Source organism: Actinoplanes sp. CA-142083, assembly GCF_050942195.1.
Lineage (GTDB): Bacteria > Actinomycetota > Actinomycetes > Mycobacteriales > Micromonosporaceae > Actinoplanes.
In genome coordinates this window covers 6,607,244-6,627,726 of sequence record NZ_CP192076.1, presented here as the reverse complement: position 1 = coordinate 6,627,726, position 20,483 = coordinate 6,607,244, and the positions used below count along the sequence as shown (strand labels likewise).

General features: G+C 74.2%; 21 protein-coding genes and 1 pseudogene. 7 read left to right on the top strand and 15 right to left on the bottom strand.

Annotation, left to right across the window (positions count from 1 at the left end; translation table 11 throughout):
- Nucleotides 1–7 precede the first annotated feature (7 nt).
- Nucleotides 8–1,033 carry a DNA topoisomerase IB gene (locus tag ACQPZX_RS30510; protein WP_433362545.1) on the bottom strand — a complete coding sequence of 342 codons (1,026 nt, stop codon included), beginning with the start codon at nt 1,031–1,033 and terminating at the stop codon, nt 8–10.
- 51 nt (nt 1,034–1,084) lie between these two features.
- On the opposite strand from ACQPZX_RS30510, the gene ACQPZX_RS30505 reads away from it, so the two are divergent.
- A complete protein-coding gene (locus tag ACQPZX_RS30505) occupies nt 1,085–2,848 on the top strand; it encodes a thiamine pyrophosphate-dependent enzyme (protein ID WP_433362542.1) in 1,764 nt (587 codons plus the stop codon).
- 30 nt (nt 2,849–2,878) lie between these two features.
- Here ACQPZX_RS30505 and ACQPZX_RS30500 read toward each other — a convergent pair whose 3' ends face one another.
- Complete coding sequence (locus ACQPZX_RS30500) at nt 2,879–3,331, bottom strand: SRPBCC family protein (protein ID WP_433362539.1); 453 nt, start codon at nt 3,329–3,331, stop codon at nt 2,879–2,881.
- Nucleotides 3,332–3,424: 93 nt separating this feature from the next.
- Between ACQPZX_RS30500 and ACQPZX_RS30495 the strand changes: the two are divergent.
- Nucleotides 3,425–3,511, top strand: a pseudogene (locus ACQPZX_RS30495) (hemerythrin domain-containing protein); the annotation flags it as partial.
- On the opposite strand, the gene ACQPZX_RS30490 reads toward ACQPZX_RS30495, so the two are convergent.
- Entirely contained in the window at nt 3,508–4,527 is a 1,020-nt protein-coding gene (locus tag ACQPZX_RS30490; RefSeq protein WP_433362536.1) for an NADPH:quinone reductase, read from the bottom strand. The pseudogene ACQPZX_RS30495 and the gene ACQPZX_RS30490 sit on opposite strands and share 4 nt — an antisense overlap.
- A gap of 66 nt (nt 4,528–4,593) precedes the next feature.
- Between ACQPZX_RS30490 and ACQPZX_RS30485 the strand changes: the two genes are divergently transcribed.
- Both ACQPZX_RS30485 and ACQPZX_RS30480 read left to right on the top strand, forming a co-directional pair.
- The gene (locus tag ACQPZX_RS30485) at nt 4,594–4,956 is read left to right on the top strand and encodes a metalloregulator ArsR/SmtB family transcription factor (protein ID WP_433362533.1); all 363 of its coding nucleotides are present in this window, start codon (nt 4,594–4,596) and stop codon (nt 4,954–4,956) included.
- Nucleotides 4,953–5,432, top strand: coding sequence for an SRPBCC family protein (locus ACQPZX_RS30480; RefSeq protein WP_433362530.1), 480 nt, complete (start codon nt 4,953–4,955; stop codon nt 5,430–5,432). Before ACQPZX_RS30485 ends, ACQPZX_RS30480 begins: the two co-directional genes overlap by 4 nt.
- Here the strand turns inward: ACQPZX_RS30480 and ACQPZX_RS30475 are convergent.
- The 6 genes from ACQPZX_RS30475 to ACQPZX_RS30450 form a co-directional block, all read right to left on the bottom strand.
- The gene (locus ACQPZX_RS30475; protein ID WP_433362527.1) at nt 5,429–8,140 is read right to left on the bottom strand and encodes an FtsX-like permease family protein; all 2,712 of its coding nucleotides are present in this window, start codon (nt 8,138–8,140) and stop codon (nt 5,429–5,431) included. The two genes, ACQPZX_RS30480 and ACQPZX_RS30475, sit on opposite strands and share 4 nt — an antisense overlap.
- Nucleotides 8,137–11,283: an FtsX-like permease family protein gene (locus ACQPZX_RS30470; RefSeq protein WP_433362525.1), complete on the bottom strand. Its 3,147-nt coding sequence runs from the start codon at nt 11,281–11,283 to the stop codon at nt 8,137–8,139. Before ACQPZX_RS30470 ends, ACQPZX_RS30475 begins: the two co-directional genes overlap by 4 nt.
- Nucleotides 11,280–11,957, bottom strand: coding sequence for an ABC transporter ATP-binding protein (locus tag ACQPZX_RS30465; protein ID WP_433362522.1), 678 nt, complete (start codon nt 11,955–11,957; stop codon nt 11,280–11,282). The genes ACQPZX_RS30470 and ACQPZX_RS30465 overlap by 4 nt, the downstream gene beginning before the upstream one ends.
- An 85-nt stretch (nt 11,958–12,042) precedes the next feature.
- Nucleotides 12,043–12,960, bottom strand: a complete 918-nt coding sequence (locus ACQPZX_RS30460) for an ABC transporter ATP-binding protein (RefSeq protein WP_433362519.1) — start codon at nt 12,958–12,960, stop codon at nt 12,043–12,045.
- 45 nt (nt 12,961–13,005) lie between these two features.
- Nucleotides 13,006–13,884 carry a hypothetical protein gene (locus ACQPZX_RS30455; protein WP_433362516.1) on the bottom strand — a complete coding sequence of 293 codons (879 nt, stop codon included), beginning with the start codon at nt 13,882–13,884 and terminating at the stop codon, nt 13,006–13,008.
- On the bottom strand, nt 13,881–14,903 hold the full coding sequence (locus ACQPZX_RS30450) for an SPFH domain-containing protein (protein WP_433362513.1): 1,023 nt from the start codon (nt 14,901–14,903) through the stop codon (nt 13,881–13,883). Before ACQPZX_RS30450 ends, ACQPZX_RS30455 begins: the two co-directional genes overlap by 4 nt.
- A 59-nt stretch (nt 14,904–14,962) precedes the next feature.
- Here ACQPZX_RS30450 and ACQPZX_RS30445 point away from each other — a divergent pair, with 59 nt between their 5' ends.
- A complete protein-coding gene (locus ACQPZX_RS30445) occupies nt 14,963–15,628 on the top strand; it encodes an NUDIX hydrolase (protein ID WP_433362510.1) in 666 nt (221 codons plus the stop codon).
- Nucleotides 15,629–15,665: 37 nt separating this feature from the next.
- On the opposite strand, the gene ACQPZX_RS30440 is transcribed toward ACQPZX_RS30445, so the two are convergent.
- Nucleotides 15,666–16,157 carry a hypothetical protein gene (locus tag ACQPZX_RS30440; protein ID WP_433362507.1) on the bottom strand — a complete coding sequence of 164 codons (492 nt, stop codon included), beginning with the start codon at nt 16,155–16,157 and terminating at the stop codon, nt 15,666–15,668.
- 161 nt (nt 16,158–16,318) lie between these two features.
- Between ACQPZX_RS30440 and ACQPZX_RS30435 the strand changes: the two genes are divergently transcribed.
- Nucleotides 16,319–16,693, top strand: a complete 375-nt coding sequence (locus ACQPZX_RS30435; RefSeq protein ID WP_433362504.1) for a VOC family protein — start codon at nt 16,319–16,321, stop codon at nt 16,691–16,693.
- On the opposite strand, the gene ACQPZX_RS30430 is transcribed toward ACQPZX_RS30435, so the two are convergent.
- The 5 genes from ACQPZX_RS30430 to ACQPZX_RS30410 are packed head-to-tail and all read right to left on the bottom strand — an operon-like array spanning nt 16,672 to nt 19,563.
- Nucleotides 16,672–17,202, bottom strand: a complete 531-nt coding sequence (locus ACQPZX_RS30430; RefSeq protein ID WP_433362501.1) for a hypothetical protein — start codon at nt 17,200–17,202, stop codon at nt 16,672–16,674. The two genes, ACQPZX_RS30435 and ACQPZX_RS30430, sit on opposite strands and share 22 nt — an antisense overlap.
- A 21-nt stretch (nt 17,203–17,223) precedes the next feature.
- On the bottom strand, nt 17,224–17,586 hold the full coding sequence (locus ACQPZX_RS30425) for a hypothetical protein (RefSeq protein ID WP_433362498.1): 363 nt from the start codon (nt 17,584–17,586) through the stop codon (nt 17,224–17,226).
- A gap of 20 nt (nt 17,587–17,606) precedes the next feature.
- The gene (locus ACQPZX_RS30420) at nt 17,607–17,858 is read right to left on the bottom strand and encodes a hypothetical protein (RefSeq protein WP_433362495.1); all 252 of its coding nucleotides are present in this window, start codon (nt 17,856–17,858) and stop codon (nt 17,607–17,609) included.
- 50 nt (nt 17,859–17,908) lie between these two features.
- Nucleotides 17,909–18,733: an ammonia-dependent NAD(+) synthetase gene (nadE, locus tag ACQPZX_RS30415; RefSeq protein WP_433362492.1), complete on the bottom strand. Its 825-nt coding sequence runs from the start codon at nt 18,731–18,733 to the stop codon at nt 17,909–17,911.
- Nucleotides 18,730–19,563 (bottom strand): helix-turn-helix domain-containing protein, encoded by an 834-nt coding sequence (locus ACQPZX_RS30410; RefSeq protein WP_433362489.1) that lies wholly within the window; start codon nt 19,561–19,563, stop codon nt 18,730–18,732. Before ACQPZX_RS30410 ends, nadE begins: the two co-directional genes overlap by 4 nt.
- An 85-nt stretch (nt 19,564–19,648) precedes the next feature.
- Here ACQPZX_RS30410 and ACQPZX_RS30405 point away from each other — a divergent pair, with 85 nt between their 5' ends.
- Complete coding sequence (locus ACQPZX_RS30405; protein ID WP_433362486.1) at nt 19,649–20,482, top strand: SDR family oxidoreductase; 834 nt, start codon at nt 19,649–19,651, stop codon at nt 20,480–20,482.
- Nucleotide 20,483: the final 1 nt, after the last annotated feature.

The following is a 20,483-nucleotide window of genomic DNA, read 5'->3' as shown; positions in this document are numbered from 1 at the left end:
AACCTACTCAAGATTCGTCGGAGAGCAGGTCTCGCACCGCCCGTTCGGTACCGCGCTCGACCGTCTCACCGTTTTCGAAACGTTCTAGCACACGCGGATCCACATACGACGAGCGAGCCACGGCGGGGGTGTTGCCGAGCAGGTCCGCGACCTCTTTCATGGCGTGCGCGACGGCCTTCTTGCGCTTGGCCGCGGTCGGCTGCGGGCCGGCTTCGGCGAGCGCCACGGCGGCCTTGACGGTGCCGTGCCAGGTGCGGAAGTCCTTCGCCGTCATGCGCTCGCCGCTGATCTCCTCCAGGTAGTCGTTGATCATGCCGGCGTCGATCTCCCGCCACGCCCGGGCGTGCGGGTCCCAGTACGCGAACAGGCGGTCCGCGCCCCGCCGGCGCCGTTTCAGGGCGGTCAGCACCGCGCACACCTCGCCGTCGCCGACGGTGCCGCTGTGCTCGACCCCCGATTTGCCGGGGAACTGGAGCAGCGCGCAGCCGCCACGGGTGCGCACGTGCGAGGGACGCAGCGTGGACAGGCCGAAGGACGGATCCTCGTCGCGCGCGGCGTACTCGTCGCTGCCGACCCGGAACATTCCCAGGTCGAGGATGCTGACGACGGCGGCGAGCACGCGGTCCCGGGTCAATCCGCGGCCTCCGGTGAGGTCGGCCTCCAGGCGGCGGCGCACGCGCGGCAGGCGGCCGGCCACCTCGCGTACGCGGCGGAACTTCTCCTCGTCGCGGCCGGTGCGCCAGTCCGGGTGGTAAAGGTACTGCTTGCGGCCCGCGTCGTCGACGCCGGTGGCCTGGATGTGCCCGCGCGGGTCCGGCGAGATCCACACGTCCTGCCAGGCCGGCGGGATGACCAGCGCCTTGATCCGCTCGATCGTGGCGGCGTCGGTCAACCGGTCGCCGGCGGCGTCGAGGTACGTGAAACCGCGGCCCGACCGGCGACGGGCGAGACCGTTTCTGGTCAGATCACTACGCCTCAGCCGTACCACGCGCTCCTCCAGCACCATCCCGGGGCCGACGGGATGCCCCGGCATCGAAAGATGCAAACCTGGGTTGGAAGCCGAAGGCCGGGGTAGCCAGCCTGGGTGGCTGAGATAACTTCCGAACTGTTGATCAAGCGGCTGGCCGAGTGGGGCGTCGACACCGTCTTCGGGCTTCCCGGCGACGGCATCAATGGGATCATGGAGGGCCTCCGGCGGCACTCCGACCAGGTCAAGTTCGTCCTCGTGCACCACGAGGAGGCGGCGGCGTTCATGGCGTGCGCCTACGCCAAGGCGACCGGGAAGATCGGGGTCTGCCTGGCGACCTCGGGCCCGGGCGGCATCCACCTGGCCAACGGGCTCTACGACGCGAAACTCGACCACGTGCCGGTGCTGGCGATCACCGGACTGCAGGAGTCCAGCGTGCTCGGCACCGCGTACCAGCAGGAGGTCGCGCTCGACCGGCTGTTCGAGGACGTCACCGAGTACAACCAGGTCGTGATGAATCCGGCGCAGATGCCGGCGCTGGTCGACGTGGCGATCCGGACCGCGTACGCGCGGCGCGGCGTGGCCCACCTCACCTTTCCCAACGACATCCAGGTCGCGCCGGCGGGGGAGGACCCGTACCAGACGGTCGCGCCGGTCCGGCCGCCGTCGACCGCCCCGGTCTACCTGGCGCCCGCGGTCCGGCCGCGCGACGACGACCTGCGCAACGCCGCCGAGGTGCTCAACGCCGGCACGCGGGTGGCGATCCTGGCCGGTATCGGGGCCAAGGGCGCCGGCCGGCTGGTCGAGCAGGCCGCCGAGACGCTGGGCGCGCCGGTCGTGAAGTCGCTGCTCGGCAAGATGGTCCTCGCCGACGACTCGCCGTACACCACCGGCGGCCTCGGCCTGCTCGGCACCAAGCCCAGCGAGGAGCTGATGGAGGAGGCCGACACCCTGCTGATGCTCGGCACCAACTTCCCGTACACGAAGTTCCTGCCCGAGCCCGGCAAGGCGAAGGTCGTGCAGGTCGAGATCGACCCGGCGCGGGCCGGCACCCGGGTGCCCACCGACGTCCCGCTGGTCGGCGACGTGGCGGCGACCCTGGAGGCGCTGCTGCCGCTGATCGAGCGCAAGGATCCCGCCTTCCTGCGGAAATACCAGGAGAAGACCCGGGACTGGCGGGACGCGATGGCCGCCCTGGAGTCGGCCGACCGGGACCCGATCGCGCCGCAGTACCTCGCGCGCGAGCTCGACGCCCAGGCAGCCGACGACGCGGTGCTGACCTGCGACTCCGGGACGATCGCGACGTGGGCCGCGCGGCACTGGCAGGTCCGGGGCGGCCGGGAGTTCTACCTGTCCGGCACGCTCGCGACGATGGCGCCGGGGCTGCCCTACGCGCTGGCGATCCAGCACGCCCACCCGGGCCGGCAGGTCATCGCGTTCGTCGGGGACGGCGGCTTCGCGATGCTGATGGCGGAGTTCCACACGGCCATGCGCTACGGACTGCCGGTCAAGGTCGTGATCAACAACAACAACTCGCTCGGGCAGATCCTCTGGGAGCAGATGGTCCTGGGCTACCCCGAGCACGGGGTGCGGTTCGGGGAGCCACTGCCGGATTATGCGGCGTGGGCCCGCGGGTGCGGCGGGTTCGGCGTACACGTCACCAAACCCGGCGATCTGCCGGGCGCGCTGCAGGAAGCCCTCGCCCATCCGGGGCCCGCGCTGCTCGACGTCGCGGTCAACCCGGACGAGCCGCCGCTGCCCGGAAAGGTCAGTTACGACCAGGCGAAGAAGTTCGCCGAGGCATGGCTGCACGGCCAGCCCCGCAAGGCGTCGATCGCGTCGACGCTGTTCAAGGACAAGATCCAGCAGCTGAAGGGCTGACTGTCCGTTGTGGAGCGTGCGAGAGGCCGGTCAGCGACGTTCGCCGGCCTCCCTACGCTCGGCGAGGTCGGCCAGGCGGCTGAGCGTCTCGGCGTTGCGCCCGTGCAGCACCAGGTCGTTGACCTTGTTCTTGACCCAGTGCAGCGGCCCCGCGTGGAAGTCCTCGTGGATCGTCACCTTGGTCGCGCCCGCACCGGCCGGCTCGAGCACGATGTCGACGGTCGCCTCGCCGAGCGGCCAGAGCCCCGCCCTGAGCGTGAGCCGCCGGTCGGTCTCCACCGCCGTCACGGTCGACTTGTCCTTGAGCGAGAGCGGCCAGGGCCCCGCCTTGTGGTGCAGCGACGCCCCGACCGCCGGCCACGACGGGTCGACGTCGCGGATGTGGGCGGTGCCGACCACCCAGTCGCTGTAGGCCCAGCCGTCGCCCAGAACCGCGAAAACACGGTCCGGCGTCGCGGAGATCGTGCGGGTCACCGTCGCCATGGCATGCGAGTACCCCGCAAGAGCCGCCGTTAACTCGGGTCGGGTCTTTCGGCCCCGGGGCCTGCCGGCTGCGCGACGCGATCACCCTCGGGGCACGGCGACAACGAGGAGCACGGGCTCTTCCCCGCCGCGGTGATCGCCCTGCCGTTCCCGGCCTGGGACCGCCTGACCCCGGCCTAGCCCTCGATGTCGACCAGGACCTTGCCGACCGCGCCGTCCTCGACCGCCTGGTGCGCGTCGGCGGTGCGGCCGAGTGGGAAGCGGACCAGCGGCAGCCCGTGCTCCTCGCCGACCGGCAGCGCCCCGTCGCGGACCGCGGCGGCGACGTCCTCGGCGCCCTCGGCGAGCGCCTGCTCGCCGACGGTGTAGAGCACGAGGAACTGGAAGCGCGTGTTCAGCATCATGTTCTGCCGCACGTCCAGCTCGACCGGCTTGCCGCCGTCGTTGGCGTACGTCGCGATCGTGCCGCGCGTGCGCAGCACGGCCAGATCCAGCGCCAGGTTGGCCCCGAGCGCCACCTCGGCCACGATGTCGACGCCCTCCGGAGCGATCGCGCGGATCTCGGCCGCCGGGTCGCCCTCGCGGTAGTTGACCACGTGGTGGGCGCCGGCGGCGGTCGCCAGCCGGGCCTTCTCCGGCCCGCTGACCGTGCTGATCACGGTGGCGCCGGCCCAGCGGGCGAGCTGGATGGCCGCGTGCCCGACCGCCCCCGCGCCGCCCGCGGCGAGCACCACCTTGCCGTCGAGCGTGCCGGGCCGCAGCCGCCGCGGGCCGTCCTCGGCGACCGTGAGCGCGCGGTGCGCGGTGAGCGCCGGCACGCCCAGCGAGGCGCCGACGTCGAAACCGGCCTCGTCGGCCAGCGGCACGGCCCGCCCGGCCGGCGCGACGGTGAACTCGGCGGCGGTCCCGCCGGGCAGTCCCGCGCCCGCCAGGTACAGCCAGACCCGCTGCCCGACCCGCCCCGCGTCCACCCCGTCGCCCACGGCGTCGATCACCCCGGCGCCGTCGAGCTGCGGAATGATCTCGGGATGCTGCTTGGGGTTGGTGGCGCCGGAGCGCGTCTTCCAGTCGGTGGGGTTCACCCCGGAGACGGCGAGCCGCACCCGGACCTGACCGGGGCCGGGCGCGGGCACGTCGCGGTCGGCCAGCTCGAGGACGTCGGGGCCGCCGTTGTCGCGGTAGATGATGGCCTTCATGGATCGACCCTACGACCTGCATCAGAAGGCTGGCATACGCGTAACCACCCTGTTACGCTTCCCGGCGTGGACGAGGTGGCGGGCGCGATCGCCGACCCGGTGCGGCGAGAGATCCTGCTGATGCTGCGCGACGAGCCGCTCTCGGCCGGCCAGATCGCCGGCCGGTTCGCGATCAGCCGGCCCGCTGTCAGCCGCCATCTGCGGGTGCTGCGCGAGGCCGGCCTGGTCCGCGACACCGCCGACGGGCGCCGGCGCCTCTACGAGCTGGTCACCGCGCCGCTCGACGAGCTCTCCGGCTGGCTGGAGCGGGTGACCCGCCCGTCCGGCTGGCAGCGGCACCTCGACGCGCTGGAGACCGAGGTCTACCGCACCCGCCGCGAGCGGCGCACCGCCGCCGGGCGTAACGATTCCCAGGAGGAGACCGCATGAGCCCGTCACCGACCGGCCGACTCTTCGGCGACGACCTCGTGCTGACCCGCACGTTCCGCGCCCCCATCGCCGACGTCTGGGCGAGCCTCACCGAGCCGGAGCGCACCGCCCGCTGGTTCGGCGGCTGGGAGGGCGACGCCGCGCCGGGGCACATCGTCAAGGTCCAGATGGTGCAGGAGGAGGGCAAGCCCTGGATGGACATGACCATCGACGCGTGCGAGCCGCCGCGCCGGCTGGCACTCTCGGCCGGCGAGGAGAACGACCGCTGGCGACTCGACCTGACCCTGTCCGAGGACGCCGGCGTGACCGAGCTGCGGTTCACCCAGCATCTGACGACCAAGGACGGCGTCGGCGAGGTCGGACCGGGCTGGGAGTTCTACCTCGACGCGCTCGTGGCTTCCCGCGACGGCCTGCCGATGCCGGTCTTCGACGACTACTACCCCTCGATGAAGGAGCATTACGAGGCGCAGCGCTAACCCCCGGTGCGCAGCACCTCGGCCAGGCCCCGGCGGCGCCGCACCGCCGCCTCGGCCGGCACCATGACGACCAGCGCCAGCAGCAGCACGACCGCCAGCGCCCCGAGCAGCCACCACGGCACGACCGTGAGCGGCGCGGCCGACTGCCCGGTGATCAGGCTGAGCGAGAGCGGCCCGAAGCTGAGCCACACCAGCAGCACCCCGAGCAGCGGCCCGAAGATCGCCGCAACCAGCACCGGCGGCAGCAGTTCCCCGGCCGCCACCCGCTGCGTGTCGCGCGGGCGCAACCCCAGCGTGCGTAGCCGCGCCAACGTGCGCCACCGTTCGGGCGCGGTGGCCGCCGCGCCGAGCGCGAAGCCCAGCAGTCCGAGCGCCAGCAGCGTTGCCGCCGTGGCCAGGTCGAGCGTCACCAGCCCGGCGGTCAGCGCCGACGACCTCCGCGCCGCCAGCACGTCGGCCCGCACCACCGGATGTCCGCTCGTGGCCACCGCTTCCACCGCGCGGGCCGCGCCGGGCCCGGTGGCCCAGATCGTGTCGGGCTCGCTCGGCAGCGCCGACTTGTCCACCACCACGACGTCGCCCAGGTTGTCGATCTCGGGGGCGGCGCCGACCGCGGTCACCTCGACGGCCTCGTCGGGGTCGTCGGCCCCGTAGCCGCTGACCCCGTAGGTGCCGGCGTCGTCGCCCACGTAGATCCGCAGCGACTGTCCCGGCCGCAGGCTGCCGTCGGTCGTCCGGACCAGCGCCCCGCCGGACGCCAGCCGATCCAGCGACGGCACGTCCCCGAGCGGCGTCGACGCCAGCATCTTCCGGAACGCCGCCGCGTCGACGATCACCAGGCTGGGCGTGACCGAGGTGTCGCTCGTGACGACCCGTACGCCGGAAATGACCTCGCCGGCGACGGCGGCCGTGACCCCCGGCGACGCGGCGATCCTCGCCGCGAGATCCGAGGTGGCCCCGGCGGCGTCGGGCGAGACGTCGAGCCGCGCGTCCGCGCCGACCGTGTGCCAGGCCCCGTCCTCGAGCCCGTGCGAGATGGTCGCCGAGAGCGTGACCGCGAAGGACGCGAGCGCCGTGGTGGTCGTCAGCACCAGCAGCGGCAGCACCCGGCCGGCCGTGGACGCGGCCTGCGCGGCGCCGAACACCGCGAGCGGCCGTCGCGACCGCAACGCCTGCCGCAGCGCCAGCCCGGTGCCGGCCGGCATCAGCCGCAGCAGCAGGAGCGTGCCGGCGATGACCCCGAGGGCGGGAGCGGCGGCGGGCAGCGCCGAGTCGCCGACGCCGCGCTGCCGCAGGGACACGACCGCGCCGGCGGCGGCGAGGACGATGGCGACGTCGAGCGCCGCCCGCCGCAACTGGGCGGTGCGTTGCTGCCAGCGGCGGGCGGCCCGGTTGGCGGGCGTACGCCGATCGCGCGTGGCCCGTGCGGCCGCGACGGTCCCGAAGCCCGGCCCGGCCAGGATCGCGCACGCCGCGACCGGCCAGACCCACGTGATCGCCGCGTCGCCGGCGATGGCCAGGGCGAGCAGCACCCCGATCGCCGCGGCCGGCACGGTCACCGCCACCGACTCGATCAGCAGCTCGGACGCCAGCCCGGGCAGCGACGCCCCGCGCTGCCGCGCCGTCGTCAGCGCCACCGCCCGCCGCCGCGTCAGCAGGTCGGCCGCGAGCAACAGCACCAGCACGCCGCCGGCCAGCACGGCGATGAGCAGCACCGACGCCTGCGCGGTGGCCGCGTCGACCTGCTCGTGCACCTTGCGCAGCACCAGGTCGAGCTGGGTCTGCCACTTGAGCGAGTCGTCGCGCTCGGCCGACGACGCCGACTCGGCCTTCAGCGTGGCGACGGTCGCGGCGAGCCGCTGCGCGGACTCCCAGGTCAGGCGGTCGGGCTCGGCCGAGAACCAGATCGTGCGCCGCAGCTGGTCCTGCAGGGTGGCGAGCCGGGCATCGGGCAGCGAGTCGTCCGAGAGCAGGCCGCCGAGCCGGGTGGTGCCGGCGCCGTCGAGCCCGAGCGTGGGCCGCAGCACCCACGGCGTGCGCTGCCAGGCGGGATCGGCGGTGTCGACCGGCTTGAAGATGCCGCTGACCTTCACGTTGTACTTGTTGCGCTGCTCGTCCTGCAGGGGGACGTGGTCGCCGGGGCGCAGCTTGAGCGCGGCCGCCTCGGCCTCGGAGAGCCCGACCTGCACCTCCCACGGCGTGCCGGTGAACTGGATCTCCTTGTTGCCCTCGACGGTGCCCTTCGGCGCGCCGCCGGCGACCCAGGTCACCGCCGGGCCGTCGTCGCCGCTGCGCAGGTAGGCGAGCAGGAAGTGCCGCTGCACGCTGCCGTCGGTGACCAGCAGGGAGAGGCTGGTGACGGTGGTGACCGGCGGACGCAGCGCGGCGCGCAGGCCCGGGTCGAGCTCGGACACGGCCCGGGAGCGCAGGTCCTCCATGTCCTCGGCGAGGCGGGCATCGCGTACGCGTCCGCCCATGGGCCCGTAGTCGTCCTCCCACCGGGCATCGACCCGCACGGCCGACTCGTCGGGCGCCTCCCGGATGGCGTCCCGGGCCGCGTCGTCGGCGGTGGCCCGCAGCAGCGGCGGCACCACGGCGGCGAGCAGGCTGATCGCCGCCACCACGATCGCGACCAGCAGCAGCGGCCCGGCGTCGGCCCGCGCCCGCCCGCGGACGCTGGGCCAATGCAACACCGGCAGGTATCTCATGACGCCACCCGCAGATGCGCGGCGTCGGCCCGGCGGGCCTGGACCGTGACCACGGCGGCCACGGCCAGCGCGGTCCCCGCCACGAGCAGCGTGAGCAGCAGCGTCTCGGCGAGCCACGGCCAGTGCGCCAGGGCCGCCGGCACCGGCGCCGCCCCGGTGTCCGAGCGGATCATCAGCGGCGCCACCACCCAGGTCGCCAGCGCCCCGACCGCCGCCCCCGCGGCGAGCAGAGGCAGCAGCACCGCGGCGTGCTCGCCGAGCAGCGCCCGCTGGATGTCGCGGCGGGACATGCCGAGCCCGCGCAGCCGCGCCACCTCGAGCGCTCGGATCTGCACGTCGCAGGTCACGTGCAGGATCACCCCGCCGAGCAGCAGCAGGACCGCCGCGGCGACCAGCACCCGCAGCACCGCCGGCAGCGAGGCCCGCAGCGGGCTGCCGGTGAGCCGCTCGGTCTCGCCGGCCCGGGTGGTGATCACGCCGAGGTGCTGGGCGTCGAGGCGTTGCTGGGCGTCGGCGCGCGGGTTGCCGACCCACCAGGCGCTGACCGGGGAGTCGAGGTCGCCGCGGACGATCAGGGCGCGGGAGAGCGCGTCGACGTCGGCGAGGGCCGCGGGGGCGCCGGGCGCGGACGGCACCGTCGGCACGACCTCGGTCACCACCGTGTCGACCGGCGTGACGCCGTACGTGAGGCTGAGCTTGGCGCCGACCTTCGCGCCGACGTCGCGGGCGAAATTGGCCGAGACCGCGATCGGCACCGGCCCGGGCTCGCCGAACGCGGTGGCGACCAGCGTCCGGCTCGCGTCGGTCGGGTCGGCGAACTGCACGGTGCCGGTCATCCGCATCCGGTCGCCACCGATGTCGACCTTGGCGCCGGTGAGCTGCTGCGACTCGGGCAGGGCGGGCCGCGCGGTCCACTGTGGCCCGCTGCCGGTCGACCCGGGCAGCGTCATCGTGATGTCGAAGGCGCTGACCGCGTTCCAGTCGAAGGGGGCGCCGCTGATCGGCATGGCCACCGCGACCAGCCGCAGGCCCCGGATCGGCACGCAGCCCGGCACCTGATGCGGGCGGCCGTCGAGCTGTAGCGCCGGGCCCGAGCAGGAGGTGCGCAGCCCGGTCTCGTCCTCGAGGAGCAACCAGGGCGTCACCGCCAGCGAGGCCTTGCCGGTCGCCCGGCCGGCGACCACCGGAGTGGCGCCCTGGGGCAGCGCGAGGCCCGCCACCGGGGCCGCCGGGGTGAGCGGCTTCGCCACCTCCGCCCAGGTGCGGTCGCCGCCGGCGCGCCCGCGCAGCAGGCCGGTCGCCTGCCGGGTGTCGACCGCGACCAGCTGGGGCGACGCGTCCGGGCCGCCGAGCCACTGGCCGACCGCGATGCTGTGCTGGGCGACCGGGCTCACCACGCCGCCGGCCGCCGTCGCGACGGCGCCGCTCTGCCCGGTCACCGGCGGCGCGCCGAGCTCGATCGCGAGGTCGGTGCCGACGGCGAGATCGGCCTGGTCGTGCTGGGAGGCGGTCCAGGTGGCGCCGAACGCGGTCCCGAAGGTAGCGGCCGCGCAGCCGAGGCCGATCAGCAGCCCGGCGGCGATGGCCTGCGGCCGGCGGGCGGCCTGGAACGCGGCGAGCGGCAGCACCAGGTCCCGCCGCCGGGCGGCGAGCCGCTCGGCCCAGCCGAGCGCGGGCGGCACGAGCCGCAGGGCGAGGGCGGTCCCGGCGGTGAGGAGCAGGGCGGGGGCGAGCACGCGTACGGCGTCGGCGCGGGTGCCCGAGGCCGCGGGCTGCGTGCTCAGCTGCCACCAGCCGATCCCGGCCAGCGCCACGAGCAGCACGTCGGCGCCGGACCGGGCGAGCAGCTCACGGCGGCGGCGCCGGTCGCCCGAGGGAATCGTGGGCCAGACGGCGAGCGAGACGAGCAGCAGAGCGAGCGCCAGCACCCCGCACGCGACGGTGACGAGCTGCGTGGGGGTCACGGCCGGGCGGGCGGAGAGCCCGGCGCCGGAGAGCGGCGGCAGGTGGGTCAGCGCCGAGTGCAGCACCGAGGAGGCCGGGATCGACAGCGCGGCGGCCAGCAGGGCCAGCGCGAGGGCCTCGGCGGTCGCGGCGGCGGCGAACTGGCCGCGGCTGGTGCCGAGCGCGGTGAGCAGGTCGCTCTCCTCGGCCCGCACGCCGGTGGCGAGCCGGCCGGCGAGGGCGAGCGCGATCGCGGTGAGCACCAGGCCGATGAGCGCGAGCGCGAGGACCGCGCCCGCCGTGAGCTGCTGCTGCGAACGGGCGCCGAGCAGGGTGGCGGGGAGCGGGGAGGTGACGCGCTCGATGCGGACGCGGTCGCCGAGCGTCGCCGCCAGCTTGCGGTCGGCGCCGAGCAGCGCGGCAGCCAGCCTGTCGAGGTCGCGGGCGCGGGGCGCGGAGAGGTCGGGCCGGGCGGTGACTTCGAGCCGGTCCAGCGCCGAGCCGCTGGCCAGCAGGTCGGCCAGGTCGACCAGGAACGGCCCGTACGCCTGCACCTGGCGCCCGAACGCGCTGTCGGTGGGCGTGGGGTCGAAGCCCTCGCCGGAGAGCGGATCGCGGTCCCAGCCCGCGTCCGGCAGCGGGTGCACCAGCCCGACCACGGTCACGTCGACCGGCGGCGCCGGGTCGCGGGTCATCTCCGCGCCGAGCCGCACCCGGCTGCCGACCTTCACGCCGAGCAGCCGGGCGGTGTTATCGAAGAGCGCGGCCTCCAGCGGCCGGCCGTTCGCGGCGGCGTCGGCGGCGGCCCGCGGCCACCGCCCGGCGACGAGGGTGGCGCGCGAGGCGAGCCCCTCGACCCCCGACAGGTACGCCTCGCGGTCGCCCGGCAGCGCGCGCATCACCGACGAGGCGCGGGTGGTGGTGGTCGCCGAGAACGGCGCGATCGCCGAAGTGAGCAGGCCCTGGGTGTCGGCGGCGACCGAGCGCGCGTCCCCGGGGGCGATGGTGACCGTGTACGCGGTGACCGCGACGTCGTCCGGGTCGGCCCGGGTCGCGGCGACCTCCACGGCCCGCTCGGAGGTGCGGGTCACCAGCAGCGCGCACGCCCCGAGCAGCGTGGCGCCGACGGTGAGCACGGCGAGCAGCGAGGCCAGCAGCGGCCACTGCGCGCGGGCGCGCCGGGCGAGCAGCGCGATCACGGGAGGAGGTGTCCGTCGGCGATCTGGATGACCCGGTCGGCGAGCGCCATCATCACCGGATCGTGGGTGGAGACGAGCGCGGTGACGCCCTCGGACTCGACGACGCCGCGCAGCAGCGCCATCACCGCCAGGCCGGTCTCGGCGTCGAGCTGGCCGGTGGGCTCGTCGGCGATGAGCAGCCGGGGCGAGGCGGCGAGGGCGCGGGCGATCGCGACCCGCTGCTGCTGGCCGCCGGAGAGCTCGCCGGGCCGCTGCTTGGCGTGGCCGGCCAGCCCGACCAGCTCGAGGAGAAGCTCGACGCGGCGCTCGCGCTCGCCGGCCTCGGCGCGGGCGAGGCGCAGCGGCACGCCCACGTTCTCGGCGGCGGAGAGCACCGGGATCAGCCCGAAGGTCTGGAAGACGTACGAGACCTTCTCGCGCCGCAGCCGGGACAGCCCGTCCTCGTCGAGGCCGGTGACGTCGACCCCGTCCACGGTGACCGAGCCGGCGTCCGGGCGGTCGAGGCCGCCGATGACGTTGAGCAGGGTGGTCTTGCCGGAGCCGGAGCGGCCGACGAGCGCGACCATGGTGCCCGGCTCGACCTCGAACGAGATGTCGTCGAGCGCGTGCACGGCGGCGGGTCCCGATCCGAAGGTGCGGTGCACGCCCTGGACCGTGAGCAAAGATGCCGTCATGCCCTGCCCACCTTCTGCATGCCCTTCTGGCCCTCGCCTGCGAGGCCGTTGCAAGGTGCGGCTGGGTGCCGCTCGGTGCAGGCGGTCATGCATCTGGCCGGATCGTGACGTGGTCGGGCTCCAGCGCCAGCCGCACCCGGCGGGTGAGGGCGAGGGCCTCGCGGTAGTCGGCCGGGATCTGCACGCGGCCGGCCCGGTCCATCACCGCGTACTCCTCGGCGATGACGTGCTCGCCGCCGTCGTCGGCGGTGGCGGTGCGGCGCAGCACCTCGCTGCTGGTGCGGCCGTCGCGGATGGCCACGGTCCGCTCGACCTGGCCGCTGACCGCGGGGTCGTGGGTGACGACGACGATGGTGACCCCCAGGTCGCGATTGACGTCGCGCAGCGCGCCGAACACCTCGGCCGAGGTGGCGGTGTCGAGCTCGCCGGTCGGCTCGTCGGCGAGCAGCACGCGCGGCTCGTTGGCGAGCGACACCGCGATGGCGACCCGCATCTGCTGACCGCCGGAGAGCTGCCCGGGCCGCCGGTCGGCCAGCTCGCCGACGCCGAGAGCGCCCAGCAGCTCGAGGCTGCGCTTCTGGCGGGTCCGGGCCGGGACCCGGGCCGCGGCCATCGGCAGGTCGACCATCTGCTTCGCGGTCAGGTACGGCACCAGGTTGCTCGCGGTCTGCTGCCGGACGAAGCCGACCGTGTGCCGCCGGTAGCGCACCCGGTCGGCGCGCGACATCGACAGCAGGTTCCACCGGTCGACGCGGGCCCGGCCGGCGGTCGGCGCGTCGATCCCGGCGAGGATCGACAGCAGCGTCGACTTGCCCGACCCGGAGGCGCCGACCACGGCGACCATCTCGCCGGCCTCCACGAGCAGGTCGAGACCCTGCAGGGCCTGCACCTCGACGGGCCCGGACTGGTAGATGCGCACCAGGCTCTCGCAGGCGATCAGCGCCTCGGCGCCGAACTCGGGGGCGCGCGGGGGCGGGGGCGGCAGCGACAGGGGAGCGGACATCGGCGATCACCTTATACCGGGTTCGCCACCCATGATCAGCGGTCGTCAGACCAGGCTCAGCCTGCGGTCCGCGACGCCGACGCGCACCTTCTGACCCCAGGACAGCTCGAGCGCGTCCGACTCGAGCCCGTCGGCGAACACGACGAGCCGCTCCGACTCGCTGGTCAGCTCCACTTCCTCGCCAGCTTTCAAAAGACCGGCGGCTTGCTGCACGCCGGTGGTGGGTGACGGCCAAGCTTCCCGTACGAACCAGCAGAGCGCCCGCTCATCGGGGGCCGGCATGGCCGGGGGCGTGGCGCGCTCGTGGGCGATGGAGGAGCACCAGCCGGTGGCGCCGGTGCCGGTGCCCACGATCAGGCCGGACGAGGACTGCCGTTCGCGGCGGCCGTCCGCGGTGGTGAGCAGGTAGCGGGCGGACTGGTGGCTCGCGTGCCCGACGTAGACCTCGTTGAGGCCGTACAGCTCCTGGCCGTCGTCGAGCCGGGCCACCACCATCGTCCGCTCCTGCCCGGCCGGCTTGCGCAGCAGCTCGGCGACCTCGGTGGCGCGGTGCCGCACCAGCACCCCGGCGTTGCGGCCGGGCTCGGGGTCGACGCCGATCACCGGCCGGCCGTCGGCGTACTTCGCCACGTTCGCCACCAGGCCGTCCTGGCCGACCGCGACGACGATGTCCTCGGGGCCGAAGAGGAACCGCGGCAGGTCGGCCCGCTCGACGTGGCCGCGCCGCCAGTCGGCCGGCACCGCGGCGCCCACCTCGGTCAGGGCTCGCCGCAACGCCTCGTGCCGGGCGGTCACCTCGTCGAGGTCGCGGCCGCGCTGCCGCAGGAAGTAGGCGGCGGCGCCCCGAGTGCCGTGCCGGGCGAGCAGCTCGTCGAGCTCGCTGCGCCGCGACACGACCACCACGCGCGGATTGAGGGTGCTCATCCGAGCCGCCCGATCAGCTTGCCGAGCAGGTCGGGGGTGACCGTCAGCTCGCCGATCGCGGGCACGTGGGCGGCCAGCTCCTTGAGCGCCAGCGACTGCAGGACGGCCGGCGGCAGGTCGCGGTAGGCGGCCAGGCGCGCGGCCTCGGCTTCCGCCTCGGCCAGGCCCACGGCGCGAGCTCCGGCGGCGCGCGCGTCATCCCGTACGCGTGCCGCCTCTGCCTCTGCCGTTGCCGCCACCGCTTGGCGCTCGGCCTCGCCGCGGGTCGCCACCAGCTGGGACTCGGCGTCCAGCTCGGCCTCCCGGCGGGTGTTCGCCCCGCGCTGCTCGACCAGCTGCTGTTCGCGCCGGGCCAGCTCGATCTTGCTCTGCAGCTCGTTCTCGGCGATCGCCCGCTCCTGCTGCACGGCGTTGGCGCGCCGGGCGTAGGTGGCCCGGTCGGCGTCCTGCTGCACCTGCTCGCGGGTCGGCGTCTGCAGCGCCCGCTCGAGCTCGGGCTCGGGGCGGATCGCCACCACCCGCGCGCTCACCACGGTCACGCCGGTCTCGGTCAGCCGCGGGTCGCCGGCCAGCACGTCGGCGACCGCCTGCCGCACCGGCGCGATCCCGGTGGTCAGCGCCTCCGCCAGCGGCACCCGGGCCAGCACGTCGAGCGCCGGCTGCTGGGCCAGCTCGGCGAGCAGCGTGGCCACCTGGTCGAGGGGCTGACCGCGCCAGCGTCCCCGGTACGGGTCGATGGAGAAGTCGAGGCGGCTCGCGGCGGCGGCCGGGTCGCTGAACCGGTACGTGACGGTGGCCTGCACGGTGACGTCGGCGAAGTCCTCGGTGCGGGCGTGGAACAGCAGCGGCAGCTCGCGGTCGTCGACCGGCACCTCGGAGAGGACCGCGGTCAGCGGCCGGTACCAGAACGAGAGCCCGGTTCCCTGCGCCCTGACCTTTCCGCCGGCCGTGTGGCTCACCCAGCTCGTCGGGGCGCCGCGCAGGTGCCGCAGGTGCAGTCGTCGTGTCACGTCAGCCATGTCTCGGCTCCTTCTTTGTCGTCACACTGACGATAAAGGAGTCCGCTATTATCGTCAACATGACGCTAAACACGGTGGCGGTCACGGTGGACCTGGTGCTGCTCACGATCCGGTCGTCGGAGCTGAATGTGCTGCTGATCCGGCGGGGGATCCCGCCGTTCGAGGGCGCCTGGGCGCTGCCGGGCGGGTTCGTCCTGCCCGACGAGGATCTCGATGCCGCCGCCGCGCGGGAGCTGCACGAGGAGGCCGGCCTGCGTCCCGAGCATTTCGAGCAGCTCGCGACCTACGGGACGCCGGGGCGGGATCCGCGCGGGCGGGTCATCACGGTGGCCTATCTCGCGCTGCTGCCGGATCAGCCGTTGCCGGTGGCCGGCAGCGACGCGGCGGTCGCCTCGTGGCTGCCGGTGTCGTCGGGGCCGGCGCTGGCTTTCGACCACGCGCGGATCCTGGCCGACGCTCTGGAGCGGGCCTCGGCCAAGCTCGAGTACACGCCGCTGGCGACGGCGTTCTGCCCGCCCGAGTTCACCATCGCCGAGCTGCGGGCCGTGTACGAGACGGTGTGGCGCACCCGGCTCGACCCGCGGAACTTCCATCGCAAGGTGACCGGGGCGGAGGGGTTCGTGGAGCCGACGGGGGAAACGGCGATCCGGGACCGGGGGCGGCCGGCACAGCTGTATCGCCGCGGATCGGCGGCGCTGCTGCATCCGCCGCTGCTGAGGCCATGAGAAAGGCCGGGCGCACGCGCCCGGCCTTCCCGCTATCTCAGTGGTGGCCCGGGCGGTGGTTGCCCGGGAAGCCACCGATCTGCCGGATCACCGGCAGGGCCAGGTCGACCCGGGTCCACTGGGTACGGGCGTGCCGGCCGCAGTCCGTGTAGGACATCGACGCGCGCAGCACCACCACGCCGCTGCGGCGGGCGACCGGGCTGACCCGGATCGGCGTCGCGGCGGTGCGGCCCGGGCGCAGGTTGTCGCCCGAGGTGAAGGTGGTCGTGCGGCGCAGGCCCGGGTACGAGACCTTCACCTGGCGGCCGCCGTCGACGGCCACCTTCGCGTCGCAGACCGGCCGGTCGGTGCGCCAGTAGATGTTCACCCAGCTGGCCGTGTTCGCCTTGACCGCGGTGAGCCGGTTGCTGACCGGCTGCGGGCCGCGCGGCATGGCGGCGGACGCCGGGCCGGCCGCGGCCAGCGCGGCCACCGAACCGGCCGCGCCGGCCAGGGCGACCGCCGCGATCATCCGCTTGACAGTGCTCATATCTCTGACCTCCTGTGTCAGGAAATTTCGAGCGTTGGGGGATCCCGCTCTCGATAGGTCAGACGTTAGCGTTTCGCCCGATTTGCCCGAGCATTTACTTGGGCAAAACGCCCATGTCTGGACAAAAGGCGTCGCTGGCTGGCCGAAAGTATGATTCGTGCGTGCATCGCAGCCGTTTGTCCACCGTGCTCATCGATGTCCCGTCCGCCGCCGCCGGGGAAGCCGCGGCCTTCTGGTCGGCGGCGCTGGGCGTGCCGGCCCAGCCCGTTCCCGACGAGGAGCAGTTCACCTCGCTGCCGGGCGCGCTCCCCGGCCTGACCCTGGCGCTGCAGGCCGTCGACGATCAGGCGCGCTACCACGTGGATTTCGAGACCGACGACCTCGACGCCGAGACCGCGCGGCTGATCGGGCTGGGGGCGGTGCAGATCGGGCAGTGGCTGGAGTGCCGCATCCTGCGGGCTCCCGGCGGCCACCTGCTGTGCGTCATTCCCCGGCACAGCGAGGACTTCGAGCGTTACGCCACGGTCTTTCCCTGATCGGCGAACCCCTCCGGTTGGTCGCCCAGCGTGCCGCCCAGGAAGAACGGCATGTCCCCGAGCGTACGGCCGAGCGACCGGCGGATCGTGTTGAGCAGGGCGAGATGTGCCTCGGCGGCCGGGCGGGACGCCTCGGTGAGGCCCTTCTCGTCGACCGGGTTCGTGGCCGGGTCGCGCGTCGCCACCCGGCCGAGGAAGACCGCGACGGCCTTGGCGAACTGGTCGAGGGCCTGGGCCACCTCCAGGGGCGCGACCAGGCTGGCGGCGGTGAGGGCGGCGCTCCAGGAGGCCCAGTCGACGTCGACGCCACGGCGGTCGAGATGGGCGCGCCGCAGGGCCATCATGAAGCGCGAGTACTGCGCGAACAGCTCCTGGTAGGCCAGCAGCTGCCGGTCGCGCAGCCAGTGCCGCTCCTGGACGCGCCGGGTGACCGCGCCGCCGACGAGCACGCCGAGCGTGGCCGAGAGCGCGCCGCCGAGCGTCGTCACCATCACCGGCGTCAGGTCCATGATGGACTTCCTACCAGACGCCTACGGGCGCAGCTTGCCCCACTGCAGGTCGAAGCAGACCAGGCCCTGATCGGCGGCGACCTTCGCCACGAAGTAGGAGACCTTGACGTACTGCTCGATCTTGATCACGAAGTACATCAGCGGGCCGGTCACCTCGTTGGCCAGGCGGGTCGACCAGGGGCAGTCGGGCGCGTCCTGCGGATAGCGGGCCAGCAGGATCTGCCGGTAGACGTCGATCCGCGGGGTCGGCGGCGCCGGCGCCTCGCCGTAGGGGCGGTTGACGTACTGCGAATACAGCGTGTCGAACATCGCGCGGGCGGCGACGTCGTCGCCGGGACGATCGCCGTCCCAGACCGCCACCGCGTACGTCGTATAGGTCGCCACGCCGGCCCCGGGTGCCGGTCTCAGCCCAGGGCGGTGAGCCGCGCCTCGATACGCTCGCGGCGCTGCTCCAGCACGTCGATGACGGCCTCGGTCTCGCTGATGCCGGTCAGCGCGGTGGCGATCTCCTCCGGCTCGACGTAGCCCTCGGAGGTGTCGGTGTCCTGCCCGCGTCGCGCCTGCGCGTCGCCGACGACCCGGCGCAGCTCGGCGAGCTCCGCGTCGACATCCTTGAGTTCCTGACGCAGCTGGTCGGCCGTGGTCTCATCGGTCATGTCCCCATCCTAGGGAGTGCCACCGGCCGGCGCGTGCCGTGGGGGCGTGGTCAGCGCCACCAGTCGTCGAGCGGGGTCACCGGCACGGCGCGCTTGTGCCGGGTCGAGCGGAAGACCGACTCGACCCGCTCGGCGACCTCGGGGCTGACCTCGGCGCCCTCGAGGTACCCGTCGATCTGGTGGTAGGTCAGGCCGAGGGCGACCTCGTCGGGCAGGGCCGGGCGGTCGTCCTCGAGGTCGGCGGTCGGCACCTTCTCCCAGACGCTCGCCGGGGCGCCCAGCTCGCGCAGCAGAGCCGCGCCCTGGCGCTTGGTGAGGCCGGTCAGCGGGGTGATGTCGGCGCCGCCGTCGCCGTACTTGGTGAAGAAGCCGGTCACCGCCTCGGCGGCGTGGTCGGTGCCGACCACCAGCAGGTTCAGCTGGCCGGCGATCGCGTACCAGATCACCATGCGCTCGCGGGCCTTGATGTTGCCGCGGACGAAGTCGCGCAGCTGGGGCTCGCCGAGGCCCAGCGCGGCCTCGGCGGACACCGCGTCGGCGGAGGGCTTGACGTTCACCGTGACCGTGCGGTCGGGACGGATGAAGTCGAGGGCGATCCGGGCGTCGTGCTCGTCGGCCTGCACGCCGTACGGCAGCCGCACGGCGACGAAGCTCGCGGCCCCGCCCTCGGCCCGCAGCTCCTCGACGGCCAGCTGGCACAGGCGGCCCGCGAGGCTGCTGTCCTGGCCGCCGCTGATGCCGAGCACATAGCCCTCGGCCGGCGTCGACCGCAGGTAGTCCTTGAGGAAGCCGACCCGCTCGCGGATCTCCGTCGCGGGATCGATGCTCGCCTTGACGCCGAGCTCGGCCTGGATCTGCTTCCTCAAGTCGGTCATGCCCGCACTTTACTGACCGGAGCTTCCGCCGCGGGCAGCGATCCCAGCAGGGTCAGGGCGTCGGCGGTCGGGGAGCCGGGCGCGGCGTGGTAGACGACCAGCAGCTGCCCGTCGGCCTCGGTGACCGCGAACTTCTCGTAGGACAACTCCAGATCGCCCACCAGCGGATGGCGCAGGTGGTGCCGGCCGCCGCCGGGGTGCGGTTTCGCGTCGTGGCGCGACCACAGGCGGCGGAACAGGTCGCTTCGCGCCGACAGCTCGCCGACCAGGTCGGTCAGGCGGGGGTCGTCGACGTCCGGGCCGGCCGTCAGGCGCAGGGCGGCGACGAGGTCGCCCACCCGGTCCCGCCAGCCCGGCACGAGCTCCTGCACGCCCGGATCCAGCAGCACCGAGCGGAGGATGTTGGTGCCGGGCGTGAAGATCGGCGACACGGCCACCGCCAGCCGGTTGGCGGCCAGGACGTCCTGGAACGGGCCCTGCACGTACGCGGGGGTGGTGTGCCACGCGTCGAGCAGATCTTGCAGTCCCGGCCGGATCCGCTCGGGACGCCGGCGTCGCGGCGCCTCGGGGGCGCCGAGCGCGTGCAGGTGAGCGGTGGCGTCCTCGTCGAGGCCGAGCGCGCGGGCGAGGGCGTCGAGCACCTGGGCCGACGGGCGGCGGTCCCGGCCCTGTTCGAGCCGGGTGTAGTACTCGGTGCTGATCCCGGCGAGCATGGCCAGCTCGTCCCGCCGCAGGCCGGGCACCCGCCGGTGGCCGTTGTCGGGCAGGCCCACGTCCCCGGGCCGGATCAGCTCGCGCCGGGCCCGCAGGTATTCGCCGATGAGGTTCACGCCCCCGACGATAGGAGGTAGCCCTGGCGGCACCCCTCTCAGCGGGGGAATGGCTGGCCGGCGGGGTCGGGCGCACGCTTCCGGCATGACATCTTGGCTCATCACCGGCGCGAACAGCGGCTTCGGACGGCACCTCAGCGAACAGCTCCTCACCCGTGGCGACACTGTCGTCGGAACCTTCCGGGCGGCCGGCAGCGTCGACGACCTTTCCGCGCGCTGGCCGGAAACTTTCCGCGCCGCGCGCCTCGACGTCACCGACCCGGCCGGGATCGTCGCGGTGGTCGACTCCGCCTTCGCGGCGCTCGGGCGCGTCGACGTGGTGGTCAGCAACGCCGGGTACGGCCTGATGGGCGCGGCCGAGGAGCTCACCGACGAGCAGGTCACCCACCAGATCGCCACCAACCTGACCGGCTCGATCCGGCTGATCCGGGCCGTGCTGCCGCACCTGCGCCGGCAGGGCGGCGGGCGGATCCTGCAGCTCTCCTCGGTCGGCGGGCAGGTGGCGTGGCCGGGCGGCTCGCTCTACCACGCCACGAAATGGGGGATCGAAGGTTTCGCGGACGCCCTCGCCGGCGAGGTGGCGCCGTTCGGCATCGGCGTCACGATCGTCGAGCCGGGCGGGGCGCGCACGAACTTTCGCTACGGCAGCTCGGTTCTGGCCGAGCGGATCGGCGCGTACGACGCGACGCCCGCGGCCGGGATCCGCCGGATCCTCACCGAGCGCACGACCAAGGGGATCGGCGACCCGGCCCGGATGGCGGCCGCCATGATCGCCAGCGTCGAGCAGGATCCGGCGCCGCGGCGGCTGGTGCTCGGCTCCGACGCGTACGGGAGCATCGAAACGGCCTTGACCGGCCGCTTGGCCGACATTCGCGCCCAGCGCGAGTCGGCGGGGGAGACGGACGCGTTAGTTTCTTAGG

Bases quoted from the DNA above. Each gene is read 5' to 3' on its own strand.
- ACQPZX_RS30510 (WP_433362545.1), bottom strand. From the start codon at position 1,033: ATGCCGGGGCATCCCGTCGGCCCCGGGATGGTGCTGGAGGAGCGCGTG.
- ACQPZX_RS30500 (WP_433362539.1), bottom strand. From the start codon at position 3,331: ATGGCGACGGTGACCCGCACGATCTCCGCGACGCCGGACCGTGTTTTC.
- ACQPZX_RS30490 (WP_433362536.1), bottom strand. From the start codon at position 4,527: ATGAAGGCCATCATCTACCGCGACAACGGCGGCCCCGACGTCCTCGAG.
- ACQPZX_RS30480 (WP_433362530.1), top strand. From the start codon at position 4,953: ATGAGCCCGTCACCGACCGGCCGACTCTTCGGCGACGACCTCGTGCTG.
- ACQPZX_RS30475 (WP_433362527.1), bottom strand. From the start codon at position 8,140: ATGAGATACCTGCCGGTGTTGCATTGGCCCAGCGTCCGCGGGCGGGCG.
- ACQPZX_RS30465 (WP_433362522.1), bottom strand. From the start codon at position 11,957: ATGACGGCATCTTTGCTCACGGTCCAGGGCGTGCACCGCACCTTCGGA.
- ACQPZX_RS30460 (WP_433362519.1), bottom strand. From the start codon at position 12,960: ATGTCCGCTCCCCTGTCGCTGCCGCCCCCGCCCCCGCGCGCCCCCGAG.
- ACQPZX_RS30455 (WP_433362516.1), bottom strand. From the start codon at position 13,884: ATGAGCACCCTCAATCCGCGCGTGGTGGTCGTGTCGCGGCGCAGCGAG.
- ACQPZX_RS30450 (WP_433362513.1), bottom strand. From the start codon at position 14,903: ATGGCTGACGTGACACGACGACTGCACCTGCGGCACCTGCGCGGCGCC.
- ACQPZX_RS30445 (WP_433362510.1), top strand. From the start codon at position 14,963: ATGACGCTAAACACGGTGGCGGTCACGGTGGACCTGGTGCTGCTCACG.
- ACQPZX_RS30440 (WP_433362507.1), bottom strand. From the start codon at position 16,157: ATGAGCACTGTCAAGCGGATGATCGCGGCGGTCGCCCTGGCCGGCGCG.
- ACQPZX_RS30430 (WP_433362501.1), bottom strand. From the start codon at position 17,202: ATGGACCTGACGCCGGTGATGGTGACGACGCTCGGCGGCGCGCTCTCG.
- ACQPZX_RS30420 (WP_433362495.1), bottom strand. From the start codon at position 17,858: ATGACCGATGAGACCACGGCCGACCAGCTGCGTCAGGAACTCAAGGAT.
- nadE (WP_433362492.1), bottom strand. From the start codon at position 18,733: ATGACCGACTTGAGGAAGCAGATCCAGGCCGAGCTCGGCGTCAAGGCG.
- ACQPZX_RS30405 (WP_433362486.1), top strand. From the start codon at position 19,649: ATGACATCTTGGCTCATCACCGGCGCGAACAGCGGCTTCGGACGGCAC.